Below are 12,030 nucleotides of genomic sequence, written 5' to 3' on the forward strand. Positions count from 1 at the left end.
ATGTTCTGAAACACCATGTCTTGATCGCCGGCGCATTCGCACTGTCTCTTGGCGGTTGCGCCACACTTCCCCCCACCACCGCGCCCGCCACAGCCACGCCGCTCCCGGCTGCCGAAAACGCCGAACAGCGCAGCCTGCACCTTGTCGGCGGACGCTGGTTCGATGGCGAGCGGTTCGTCACCGGCGACTGGTATGTGGTCGATGGCCGCTTCACCGCCGCTCGCCCGGCGCGAATCGACGCGACGCTGAACCTCGCCGATCGCTACATCCTCCCCCCCTTCGCGGAGGCACATAACCACGACCTTCAAAACGCCTTCACCGCCTCGATGAACGCACAGGCCTATCTCGACCGCGGTGTCTTCTACAGCGCCCAGCTCTGCTCGATGCCCGAGGAAACGCGCGGTTATCGCGGCCTGCTGGCGAACACCGCCAATGTTGATGTGCTGTTCGCGGGCGGCTGCATCTCGGCATCGGACGGGCATCCGCTCGGCATCGCGCTCGCCAGTTACAAGGCCGAAGGCATGCCGGTCGAACCCGACGCGATCCGCAACAAGGGTTATTGGTCGATCGATACCCGCGCCGAACTCGACGCGCGCTGGGACGCCATCGCTGCCGACAAGCCGAAACTGATCAAGATCATCCTGATCGATTCCGCCAACCACGCTGCCAATCGCAAGCGCCCCGAACTGTTCGGCTATAACGGCCTCGACCCCGCGCTCGTCCCCGAACTCGTCGCGCGCGCAAAGGCGATCGGCGCGCGCGTCGCCGCCCATGTCGATACCGCGCCCGATTTCGACGCGGCGATGCGCGGCGGGGTCGACATCATCGCCCACCTCCCCGGCTACCGCATCGCAAAAGGTCATGTGATCGCCGAGTATCGGCTGAGCGACGCCGCCATCGCGGAGGCCGCTCGGCGCGGCGTGTTCGTCACGCCGACGGTCGCGGTCGCGCGACATCATCTGCGCGCCAATCCCGGCGACAGCGACGCGATCATGGCCAACCACGCCGACAATATCCGCCGCCTGCGCGCGGCGGGCGTAAAGCTGATCCTCGGCTCAGACCTGTTCGGCGGATCGGTGCTCGACGAGGTCGAGGCGATCGACGCGCTCGGCATCATGCCGCGCGCCGAATTGCTCCGCATCGCCACGCGCGATACCGCCCGCGCGATCTTTCCCGACCGCCGTATCGGCTTGATCGAGGAGGGCGCGGAGGCCAGCTTCATCGCGCTAGACGGCGATCCGCTGACCGACCTCACCGCCATCCGCCGCATCCGCGCGGCGGTGAAACAGGGGAATGTGCTGGCGCGCTGACTTTCGCCGGGGGGAAGTGCCCGCGCCTCCCCCTAACGCGCCCGCGGCACCAGCCACAAGCCGCCCAGGCTCAACACGCCCGCCACCGCCAGATACACCCCGACATAGCCGATCCCGCCGATATCGGTCAGCGCCTGCGCAAAGATTGGCGTCAGCGCGCCGCCGATCACCCCGCCGACATTGAACGCCATCGACGCACCGGTGTAGCGCACCCGCGCCGGAAACAGCCCCGGCAACCACGCCCCGAGAGGCCCATAGACGAAGCCCATCGCCAGCAGCGCGACGCCCAGCCACAGGCCGATCATCGTCAGGTCGCCGCCGCCCATCATCGGCAGCATCAGCGCTCCGCTCGCGATCACCATCGCGCATCCCCAGGCCAGCACATGGCCCGGCGTGGTTCGATCCGCCCACCACCCGGACAATATGATCCCCAGCGCCATGAACAGGATCGCGACCAGTTGGACCGACAGAAACGCCGACCGCGAAAAGCCGAGCGTCGTCGTTCCGTATCCCAGCACGAACGCGGTCGCGATGTAATAGAGCGCGAAGCACGCCACCACGCCGAACGTCCCCGCCAGCGTCGCGCGCAGATGGGCGCGGAACAGCTCCGCGATCGGCACCGAAGCCGGCGGATCGCGCTCCATCGCCTCTCGAAACGCGGGCGTCTCGTGCAGCTTCAACCGCACCCACAGCCCCAGCACGACCAGAATCGCCGACAGCAGAAACGGCACCCGCCAGCCCCAGGACACGAACTGCGCGTCGGAAAGCACCAATGCCAATATCAAAAACAATCCGTTGGCGGCGATGAACCCGATCGGCGCGCCAAGCTGCGGCACCATGCCGAACCGTCCGGCCCAGCCCTTTGGCGCATTCTCCATCGCCAATAGGGCCGCGCCGCCCCATTCGCCGCCCAGCCCCAGCCCCTGGCTGAACCGCAGGATGCACAGCAGCAGCGGCGCGATCCACCCGACCATCGCATAGGTCGGCAGGAATGCGATCAGGAACGTCGCGCCGCCCATCAGCATCAGCGACGCGACCAGCGTCGATTTGCGCCCCACCCGGTCGCCGAAATGCCCGAACACCAGCGCGCCCAGCGGTCGCGCGACGAACGCCAGCCCCAGCGACGCATACGCCGCCATCAACTGCGCCGACGCGCTTTCGGCCGGAAAGAATAACGGCCCGAACACGAGTGCCGCGGCGGTCGCATAGATATAGAAATCGTAAAACTCGACCGACGTCCCGACCAGGCTCGCCCCCAGCACCCGCCGGTTCGCCACCATCGGATGCCGCGTGTCCGCCGTCCCGATCACGTGTTCGCCCGCCATGCGCGCTCTCCCCAGAAACCTGACGCTTCCTTGCCCCTCGGAACGGGACTGGCAAGCGGGCAATTGTTCAGGATGATGACGGGCAGTCCCGGCGGAACTGTTTTGGGAAAACGCCCTCACCCCGTTCGTTTCGAGCGAAGTCGAGAAACGCGCACGAGCACCAAGTTCACGTTTATCGACTTCGCTCGAACGAAAATGGCTGTACTGCGGTCGCAGTTCATTTCCCCACCAACACGCCCTTCCGCGCCAGCCACATTCCCCCGATGATGCACGCCGCAAACAATCCGCCCTCGACGGCGCCGGTCGCGACCCGACTGATCGCCCCGAACCCGGCTTCACCGAACGCTCCCCCGATCGCATCCAGCCGCAAGCGTGATCCCGGCATCGACCGCACGAGCAGGTCCAGGCTCCCGCCCATCAACCGCCCGCCGAGCAGCGCAATCGCGACCCCGCTTGCCGCGCCGCACGAGGCCGCGACCGCCACCGCGCGCCTCAGCGAAGTCGCCCGCCCGCCGAGCCAGCTCCCCAGCCCGACCGCCGCGCCCAGCGCAATGCCCTCCGCCGCGCCGGTCATGTCGCCCGGCGACTGGCCCAGCAGCAATTCGAACGCATCCATCCCGAACAGTTTGACCACCGCCCCGACCAGCATCCCGCCCGCCGCACCGCCCGCAATCGTCCAGGCCGATCCGCGCCCGGCCACTAAACCGACGCCCGCGATTCCCGTCGCCACGCCTGCACCGCCCAGCACCGCAACCAACGCCGTCACTACGGTCATCACCAGCAGCATCGATAGCGCGCTCGCCCCCGCCCCGGCCGTCGCGGCAAAGCCGTAGGCTACGCCGCCGATCGCGCCCGCCACCCCGGCCCCCAACGTGCCCGCCATCGCCAGTCGCCAGATATCGTCGCGCGCATGCCGTTCGACCGGCCCGGAAATTGCAGCAGGGTCAACAGCACCGCTATCGGCCACCGACCGCTCCTCCGCTCCCTCCACGGCGGCGACGAAGCGATAGCCATATTTGGGCACCGTCTCGATGAACCGGGGCCGCGTGGCATCGTCGCCCAGCAGCCGGCGAAGCGTACGGATGCACTGGGTCAGCGCCTCGTCGGTCACCGGCACGCCGCGCCACACCTGATCCATGAACGCGTCCTTCGACACCAGCGCGCCGCGCCCGCGCACCAGCAGCAGCAGCGCGTCGAGATAGCGCGCATTGACCGCCACCCCCTCGCCCCCGCGCATCAGCCGCCGGTCGCCCGCGTCGAGCACGAAGTCGCCGAACCGATACCGCCCCTCGTCCATCGTTTCAGCGAAGCCTCAGTTTTTGCTCATGCCGATCACGGGTCGGCTGCGTCACATCGCTGTTTCCCGCAATCGCAAAGGCAAGGCAATGGCAGCAGCATCGACCCCGACCGGAACACCGTCCCCCACTCCACCCCCGGCCTTCTGGAACGGCTGGCGCATCGCGCGCTGGACCGTGGTCGCCGGACTGCTCCTGCTCCCGGCCGTCGCGATGCGGTTCACGAGCGAGGTGAACTGGACCCCACGCGATTTCATATTCGCAAGCGTCATGATCGGCGGCACCGCCCTGCTCTACGACATCGCCGTGCTGACCCGCACGACCTTCGCCTATCGCGGCGGCGTGGCCCTCGCGCTCGCCGCATCGTTCCTGCTCATCTGGATCAACGGCGCGGTCGGCATCATCGGCAACGAAGACAACCCCGCCAACCTGATGTTCGGCGGCCCGCTCGCCATCGCGTTTTTGGGCGCCCTCCTAAGCCGCTTCCGCCCCCGCGGCATGGCCTGCACCATGACCACCGCCGCCATCGCCCAGATCGCGGTCGGCGTGGCCGCGCTGGCAATGGGCATCCTCATCCCCTTCGTGACGCTGTTCTTCACGGCGCTATGGTGGACGAGCAGCATGCTGTTTCGGAGGGCCTTGATGTGACAGCGGCAGGCGGGCCGGGCGCGAGTCAGACGAGTTTGGGAATATGCGACCCGACAATGTCCTGTTCGGCACGGACTCTAGCAGCAGACACCGTCCCACCTTCGTCTGCGCCGACAGCCGATCGTCCAGCGTTCGGCAACAAGGCGACGCCGAGCAGGTAACCAAGGACCGCGCTTCCGCTGTAGCCAACCAGCGGTGTGGGATAATTGCCAAGCGCGGCTGCAGCCACCACGCCCGCCCAGGAGGCGCCGAACGCCATCATCACGGACCGCTGATCGCCGCTGTGCATCGCCCCGGCCAGCGCGGGCAAGACAAGAATAAGGCATCCCGTGACAACGGCCAGACCGGCCAGCACATGGACGCCGAACGCCGTGTAGAGGATCCGATCGACAAAGGGCACCGCCGGAGATGCATCAGCTCGGATGAGCGTCGCGGCAAATGCCGCAATGGCGATTGCGAGGCCCAACGCGGGAAGGCGCTCGCGCTTTGCCAGCGCGATTGCGCCCAGTCCGGCTGCCAGCACGCCAGCCATTGCGCGGTCGGGCTGAATCGCCAGAGCAATCGCGGCGATTGCCATGCCGATCGTTCCGATCGCATCCGCTCGCCTCGCATACAGAACGACCATCGCCGGCAGGACGATCAGGCTGACCTGGATGCTCAGCGGACCGACAATGACCCAGCGAGATACCCCATCGGCCGCTGCGCCGAACACAGCGGTCGCGAGCAGCAGCAATGCCAAAGCGAGCGCCGCATTCCCGCTCTCCACTAGCCGCACCGTTGCCGTCCGCCTGAGCGCCAGCCACGCCGATGCGCCCAGCACGAGTGCCGCCACGTTGACCAGCAGATAATTTGCCGGAGCGCCCGCTGCGGTCATATATGCCAAGCCGAGGCAGACAGCCGTAACGGCGCATATCAGGCCAAGATTTCGCGGACGATCGACCAAGCGGTTCATTATCGGGGTGCTCCTGGATGAAGTTATGGCGGTATCGACAAAGCGGCTTCGTAGCGTCGCAATCCATGTGCCCACCGCCAGCATGATCGCAGCCCGAAGACAGCCGACGGCAAACGCCAGAGCTGCGCGATCATGCCGGATTTCCGCAAGCTCGCGCGCCATCGCGCGGGACCAGCAGGAAAGATGGTCAGGAAACACATTTTCCGCCGCCCACATGATCCGTTGCGCGGCCCGACGCATCAACCCACTCACGACATCGCCTCGCCGTTGCGCCACGCGACGGTCAGTGTCGCGGTTTCAGACATATTTGCCTCCAGATGCGCCAGCCTTACCCCCGCGGCGGTCAAACGATAGGCGTGACGTGGCGGGCGACCACGGGCGGCAGGCGGCTGCCATTCCGCTTCGAGATAGCCTTGCGACTCCAGACGGATCAGCAGCGGGTATAACGTGCCCGACTTCAAACCGGTCAGCGCTGCCAAGTCATAACCATGACGCCATTGGCCCTGCGCATCCAACAGGATTCTCAGCAGCGCGCGGGCATGGCTGGACAGGGCGCGTTTCCGGGTCACACCCATTAACTCTACCTATATAGAATATTCGTCAAGTGGAATTCCGTTCTGAGCCGGCGACGCGCTAGGCTCGTCAATAATTTGGCCCCATGCTTTCGATTTCGGTTCAGCACGCATCAACGATCGCGCTGTTTCCGTCAGCGGGCCTCGGACCCTACCCCGGATACCGCTCGAACACCGGCAATTCATGCGCCGTCTCCATCCAGCGTACCCGCTCGGCCACGTGAATGTTCGCCTCCGGCGGCATCGCATCGGGATCGTCCAGCGTCCCGGTCTGCACGTCGATCAGCCCCGGCAGCATGTCCTCATTCACATAGAACAGCCCCGTCCCGCACTCACCGCAGAAATGCCGTCGCCCATGCTCCGAAGACGCATAGACCTTCACCTCTCCCGATACCGTCAACTGTCCTGCGGGCACCATCGCCCATCCGACCATCGGCGCGCCGGAATGCCGCCTGCAATCGCTGCAATGGCACAGCGCATGGTGCAGCACCGGCAATTCAAGCTCATAGGAAATCGCCCCGCAGTGGCATCGACCCGCAACCATCGCATCCTCCCGACTCGACTGTTCGTGGGATGTTCTCACGCCTTGTGGTCGCGTACAACCGGGCGCGGCCATTGCGCACCGCCACCCGGCACGCCATATCGGCCCTTCAACCAGCGCCACAGGATGGCGCGCTGAGCGCCCTTCGGCTCCCAGTCCGAATGGAGCCGCCCTTATGGACCGCCAGACTCTCGCCTATGTTCTGCTCGCCGCCCTGATCGTCGCGGTCGTCGCGATCGCTTTCTACCGCCGTCATCACGGCCATACCCAGACCTACAAGCGCCAGGAAGCGCGCCAGCGCGAGAAATATCGCGCCGCCTCCGCCAAGCGCGCAGAGGCCCGCGACCAGTCCGTCCTCTAACCCACAGCACCGGGCGAACCCGTGCTTGCCCCGCGCGCCCACGTTCCCTAACTGTTCACGCGTGACTCTCCCCGCCCCCTCTCCCAACGATCCGCCCTATCTGCGCGGCCTGAACACGCCCCAGCGCGAAGCCGTGCTTACTACCGACGGCCCCGTGCTCGTGCTGGCAGGCGCAGGCACCGGAAAGACCGCCGCGCTCACCGCCCGCCTGGCGCATCTGCTGTTCACGCGGAAAGCATGGCCGAGCGAAATCCTCAGCGTGACCTTCACCAACAAGGCCGCCCGCGAAATGCGCGAGCGTGTCGGGCGACTGGTCGGCGATGTGGTGGAGGGGATGCCCTGGCTCGGCACTTTCCACGCGATCGGCGCCAAGATGCTGCGCCGCCACGCCGAACTGGTCGGCCTGCAATCCAACTTCACCATCCTCGACACCGACGACCAGCTCCGCCTGCTCAAACAGCTCATCTCGGCGGCCGATCTGGACGAGAAACGCTGGCCCGCCCGGTCGCTCGCCGGACTGATCGATGGGTGGAAGAACAAGGGGCTGACCCCGTCCGACCTCGATGCCGGGGAATCCGAACTCTACGCCAATGGCCGCGGCCAGGAACTCTACGCGGCTTACCAGACCCGCCTCAAAGCCCTCAACGCCTGCGATTTCGGCGATCTGCTGCTCCACATGCTGGTCATTCTGAAGACCCACCGCGACGTGCTGGAACACTATCAGCAACGCTTCAAATACATCATGGTGGACGAATATCAGGACACCAACAGCGTCCAGTATCTCTGGCTCCGCCTGCTGGCGCAGGAGCGCAAGAACATCGCCTGTGTCGGCGACGACGACCAGTCGATCTATTCCTGGCGCGGCGCTCAGGTCGAGAACATCCTGAAATTCGAGCGCGACTTTCCGGGCGCAAAGGTCATCCGCCTCGAACAGAATTACCGCTCCACCCCCCACATCCTCGGCGCGGCGAGCGGGGTCATCGCCAATAATGGCGGCCGCCTGGGCAAGACGCTGTGGACCGAACTCGACGCCGGAGAGAAAGTCCGCGTCATCGGCGTGTGGGACGGCCCGGAAGAAGCCCGCCGCGTCAGCGACGAAATCGAAACCGCACGCGCCCGCGGCAAATCCTACGACGAAATCGCCATCCTGGTGCGCGCCCAGCACCAGACGCGCGAGTTCGAGGATCGCTTCATTTCGATCGGCCTTCCCTACCGCATCGTCGGCGGTTTCCGCTTCTACGAACGCGCCGAAATCCGCGACGCGCTCGCGTATCTGCGCATCGTCCACCAGCCCGCCGACGACCTGGCGTTCGAACGTATCGTCAACACTCCCAAGCGCGGGCTGGGGGACAAGGCGGTGGCAAAGCTCCACATGCTCGCCCGGGCGACCGGCACCCCTTTGTCGATCGCCGCCGCCCGCATCCTCGATACCGACGAACTGACCCCGCAGGCCCGCCGCGCGCTCGGCAATTTCGTCGGCGACCTCGCTCGCTGGCGCGACATGGCGAGCACGCTGCCCCATCCCGAACTCGCGCGGCAATTGCTCGACGAAAGCGGCTACACCGCGATGTGGCAGAACGAGAAGTCGGCGGAGGCCGCCGGTCGCCTCGAAAACCTGTCCGAACTCGTCCGCGCGATGGAGGAATATGAAACGCTCGGTGCGTTTCTCGAACATGTCAGCCTGGTGATGGACAATGACGCCAACGCCGACGAGGCAAAGGTCACCATCATGACCATCCACGCGGCGAAAGGCCTGGAATACGACACCGTCTTTCTGGTCGGTTGGGAAGAAGGGCTGTTCCCCTCGCAACGCGCGCTGGACGAAGGCGGCAATGCCAGCCTGGAGGAGGAACGCCGCCTGGCCTATGTCGCGATCACGCGCGCGCGGGCGAGCGCGACCATCCTCCACGCCGCCAACCGCCGCATTTACGGCCAATGGACCAGCAGCCTGCCCAGCCGCTTCGTCGCCGAATTGCCGGGCGATCATGTCGAGGCGGAAACCACCATGTCGGGCGGCGAAAGCCTGTGGCGCGCCAACTGGACCGACCGCGCCGATCCCTTCGCCGATGTCGCCAGAGGCACCGGCAGAGGCCCCGGCTGGCAACGCGCCGCAGGCAGCGGCAGCTTCACCCGCGAACCCGCCCGCGTGGTGGAGGCTCGCACCAGCGCCGTCAGCCTGGGCAACAAGGGCCGCGACGACCTGAGCGTCGGCCTACGCGTCTTCCACCAGAAGTTCGGCTACGGTCGCATCGAGGAAATCGAAGGCAACAAGCTGGAGATCGAATTCGAACAGGCCGGGCGGAAAAGGGTGATGGATAGCTTTGTGACGTTGGGGTGAGTAAGCTTAACTGTATTTTTTTTCGGTACACGCTATCGTTCAGAAATGTCTGGCACCCAACCCGTCGATAAGGCGCTCGACGCCGCTGTTCGCCGCGCGTCACGCGCGATTGGCCGATCCCGGATTATAGCGGGAAGCCTTGACGACACGCTAAAAAAAATTGATGAGGTTAAATCAAGAACAGAAAGCGCCCGAAAGGAAATCAAGGATGGAGTTAGAGCTCGAGAAGGCCGATTCCGTCTTTGATATTCTGTATGCGGACGAACGAAGGATCGCATCGCTACTTTCACAAATGGGAAGTGATGGGGTTCTACGTGAATTGACCAGGCTCACCGAAGTCACCTCAGGCGCCAGCCGTGGGTTGGACGCCAAGCTTCTCAAGCTAGATTCGAATGATGGGGAAAAGACAAGCCTCAGCCGCACGTTCGATCCTAGATGGCTTATACCGTTGTTGTTCCTGGATGAGGCAGCGGATCGCATCGTACGAAATGCCGACGATGCAGTTGTCGGCGGCCTAATTCTGGTCAAGGGCCGACTTGTCGTTACCGACGTGAAGCTTTTACAGGAGCTCTGGAAAGCACCTGCCATGAAGAAGGTTATGCTCAACTCGATTGCTGACGGGGAGAGTGACGCCACTCAAAGCAATCGACAGGAACGACGATCCTCCCAACGTGCTCATAAAAAGAGAGATACGACGCAGCAGGAAGCCTTGTTGGAATTCATTCCCCACATGCCTCATTCACCTCAAATAAATATTGTGAGCGGTGACGAAGCTTTTTGGGCAACTATAGACCCCAGCAATCTTGTAGGTTCAGTTCAGGACTTAATTTTGAAGCATGGTGCTCGAGTTGCGGGTGACTGGTCTATGGTTGGAATTTATGACGCTCGACCCTTTTCAGATGAGGATCACGGGCTCCTTGATACTAACGATTACATCTCGATCGGTGCGTTGCAAGACAGCATCTGGAAAGTTGCGTTAGATTTAGCAACACCTATCAGGCAAGCAATGGGCCGACCGTTTCTATCGCATGGGGTAACCCCTCTTATAATTTTCCGGGAAGTCGCGTAATTTCGAGTTGTTGCTCATGTTTTGAAGGAGCCACGCATGGAACGCATCACTCTCGACGACGCCCGAGCGCATTTGCACGAGATCATTGACCGCGTCGAGGCGGGCGAGACGGTGGAGATCACCCGCGAAGGAAAGCTCGCCGCGCGGCTCGTTCCTGCCACTTCCACACCGAAACGCAAGGTCGATATCGAGGCATTGCAGGCACTCGACAAGATCATTCCCTATCAGCAGGAATCGTCAGCCGATCTGGTGCGCCGGATGCGCGATAGCGGCTATTGAGCCACTATCTCGACACCTCCGTGCTGGTAGCGGCACTGGTTCACGAACCCCACAGCGCAGCCATTCGCGAATGGCTGCGCGATCGACCAGCAAACAGCCTCTTCATCGGCTATTGGGCCGTCACCGAAGTCCATAGTGCGCTCTCGGTCCGGGTTCGCACCGGCACGCTGACGGAAGCAGATAAATCGCAAGTGTTGGATGCGTGGCAAACGCTCCTGTCGGACAGCCTGACCATTATCGCCATCGATCCGTTTCATTTCGATCGTGCTGCAATGATGGCCGACCATCATTCGCTGGGTATTCGCGCCGGAGACGCGTTGCATCTGGCCGTCGCCGAGCACGCCGCACTGACACTCGTCACGTTCGACAAGACTATGTCCAAGGCCGCTGGTCACTTCTCGATCGCGGTAGAGCCAATCTAACTCGACACGCCCGCCACCCCGCAACCTTCCGTCCCTCCCCGCGTTTCGGCCACGGCGCACCCAGCGCCGATGGAGGGTGTATCATGATCGTCCGCCTACCTGTCCTGCTCGCCACGTCGAGCCTTGCATTTGCAACCCCCGCCTTTGCCCAATCCGCCCCCGATGTCGCCGATCTGGTCGGCGCGCGCGCGGCGGGTGGGGAGACTCAGTTGGAGGCGCGCGGTTATCGCAACGTGCCCGCGTCCACCTCCACCGTGCGCGACTCGCGCTTTACCTTCTGGTGGCATCCCGAACGCCGCCAATGCCTGTCGGTCGCGACCAATGAGGGGCGCTATGCCACGCTGAACATCGTCCCCCCCGGCAATTGCGGCCCCGCCGCCACTGCCGACAACCGCCCGGCGATCCGCGACGACCGCTATGACCGCAACCCCGCCTTCGGTCGCCCGCCGCCGCCGCGCCCCGGCGATGACGAACGCCCCTCGACCCTGCCCGGCAACGCACCTTCCGACACGATGGTGCTGGTCTGTTATGGAGAGGGCAACAAGCCGACGCTGCGCAACGAACCGCGCTACGAATGGAACCGCGATCGCAACCGCTACGAATGGGCGCCGGGGCTGGTGTCCGGCAATCAGCGGTTCAGCGCCGATGTTCAGGTCGAACTCTACGGCGATCACGGCCGCATCCACCTGTCCCGCGAAATGATTCCGCCCATCAATTCGGGCGGCAGCAACGGCTGGTGGGACATTACCGACCTGCGCGTCACCCGCGACCGCATCACCGGGCGCTATCGCCTCAACGGGATGAACAGGCCGACGATCGACATCGATCGCCGATCGGGCCGCATCTTCCTCGACGGGATAGAGGATTTCCGCGGCACCTGTGACAGCGGCAATTGGGGCGGCGGTCGGCGCTTCTGAC

General features: G+C 64.3%; 13 protein-coding genes. 8 read left to right on the forward strand and 5 right to left on the reverse strand.

The window, feature by feature from the left end:
• The first annotated feature begins 20 nt into the window (after positions 1–20).
• Positions 21–1,310: an amidohydrolase family protein gene (locus tag ACX0GZ_RS02055; RefSeq protein WP_458812843.1), complete on the forward strand. Its 1,290-nt coding sequence runs from the start codon at positions 21–23 to the stop codon at positions 1,308–1,310.
• Positions 1,311–1,342: 32 nt separating this feature from the next.
• Here ACX0GZ_RS02055 and ACX0GZ_RS02060 read toward each other — a convergent pair whose 3' ends face one another.
• Complete coding sequence (locus ACX0GZ_RS02060; RefSeq protein WP_458812845.1) at positions 1,343–2,635, reverse strand: MFS transporter; 1,293 nt, start codon at positions 2,633–2,635, stop codon at positions 1,343–1,345.
• Positions 2,636–2,852: 217 nt separating this feature from the next.
• Complete coding sequence (locus ACX0GZ_RS02065; protein WP_458812847.1) at positions 2,853–3,932, reverse strand: winged helix-turn-helix domain-containing protein; 1,080 nt, start codon at positions 3,930–3,932, stop codon at positions 2,853–2,855.
• Between the two features lie 28 nt (positions 3,933–3,960).
• On the opposite strand from ACX0GZ_RS02065, the gene ACX0GZ_RS02070 reads away from it, so the two are divergent.
• Positions 3,961–4,578, forward strand: a complete 618-nt coding sequence (locus ACX0GZ_RS02070; RefSeq protein ID WP_458812849.1) for a hypothetical protein — start codon at positions 3,961–3,963, stop codon at positions 4,576–4,578.
• 25 nt (positions 4,579–4,603) lie between these two features.
• On the opposite strand, the gene ACX0GZ_RS02075 is transcribed toward ACX0GZ_RS02070, so the two are convergent.
• From ACX0GZ_RS02075 to ACX0GZ_RS02085, 3 genes are all read right to left on the reverse strand, one after another.
• Entirely contained in the window at positions 4,604–5,770 is a 1,167-nt protein-coding gene (locus ACX0GZ_RS02075; RefSeq protein ID WP_458812851.1) for a hypothetical protein, read from the reverse strand.
• Positions 5,771–5,778: 8 nt separating this feature from the next.
• Complete coding sequence (locus ACX0GZ_RS02080) at positions 5,779–6,105, reverse strand: PadR family transcriptional regulator (protein WP_458812853.1); 327 nt, start codon at positions 6,103–6,105, stop codon at positions 5,779–5,781.
• Between the two features lie 148 nt (positions 6,106–6,253).
• A complete protein-coding gene (locus ACX0GZ_RS02085) occupies positions 6,254–6,646 on the reverse strand; it encodes a GFA family protein (RefSeq protein WP_458812855.1) in 393 nt (130 codons plus the stop codon).
• A 172-nt stretch (positions 6,647–6,818) separates the two neighbouring features.
• On the opposite strand from ACX0GZ_RS02085, the gene ACX0GZ_RS02090 reads away from it, so the two are divergent.
• The 6 genes from ACX0GZ_RS02090 to ACX0GZ_RS02115 all read left to right on the forward strand — a co-directional run bounded on the left by ACX0GZ_RS02090 (position 6,819) and on the right by ACX0GZ_RS02115 (position 12,029).
• Positions 6,819–7,004: a hypothetical protein gene (locus ACX0GZ_RS02090; protein ID WP_458812857.1), complete on the forward strand. Its 186-nt coding sequence runs from the start codon at positions 6,819–6,821 to the stop codon at positions 7,002–7,004.
• 61 nt (positions 7,005–7,065) lie between these two features.
• Positions 7,066–9,342, forward strand: a complete 2,277-nt coding sequence (locus ACX0GZ_RS02095) for an ATP-dependent helicase (protein WP_458812859.1) — start codon at positions 7,066–7,068, stop codon at positions 9,340–9,342.
• Between the two features lie 208 nt (positions 9,343–9,550).
• Positions 9,551–10,411 carry a hypothetical protein gene (locus ACX0GZ_RS02100; RefSeq protein ID WP_458812861.1) on the forward strand — a complete coding sequence of 287 codons (861 nt, stop codon included), beginning with the start codon at positions 9,551–9,553 and terminating at the stop codon, positions 10,409–10,411.
• A 36-nt stretch (positions 10,412–10,447) separates the two neighbouring features.
• The gene (locus ACX0GZ_RS02105) at positions 10,448–10,690 is read left to right on the forward strand and encodes a type II toxin-antitoxin system Phd/YefM family antitoxin (protein WP_458812863.1); all 243 of its coding nucleotides are present in this window, start codon (positions 10,448–10,450) and stop codon (positions 10,688–10,690) included.
• Positions 10,687–11,112: a type II toxin-antitoxin system VapC family toxin gene (locus ACX0GZ_RS02110; protein WP_458812865.1), complete on the forward strand. Its 426-nt coding sequence runs from the start codon at positions 10,687–10,689 to the stop codon at positions 11,110–11,112. The genes ACX0GZ_RS02105 and ACX0GZ_RS02110 overlap by 4 nt, the downstream gene beginning before the upstream one ends.
• A gap of 83 nt (positions 11,113–11,195) precedes the next feature.
• Positions 11,196–12,029, forward strand: a complete 834-nt coding sequence (locus ACX0GZ_RS02115; RefSeq protein ID WP_458812867.1) for a hypothetical protein — start codon at positions 11,196–11,198, stop codon at positions 12,027–12,029.
• Position 12,030: the final 1 nt, after the last annotated feature.

It is taken from the genome of Sphingomonas aestuarii, assembly GCF_054457155.1.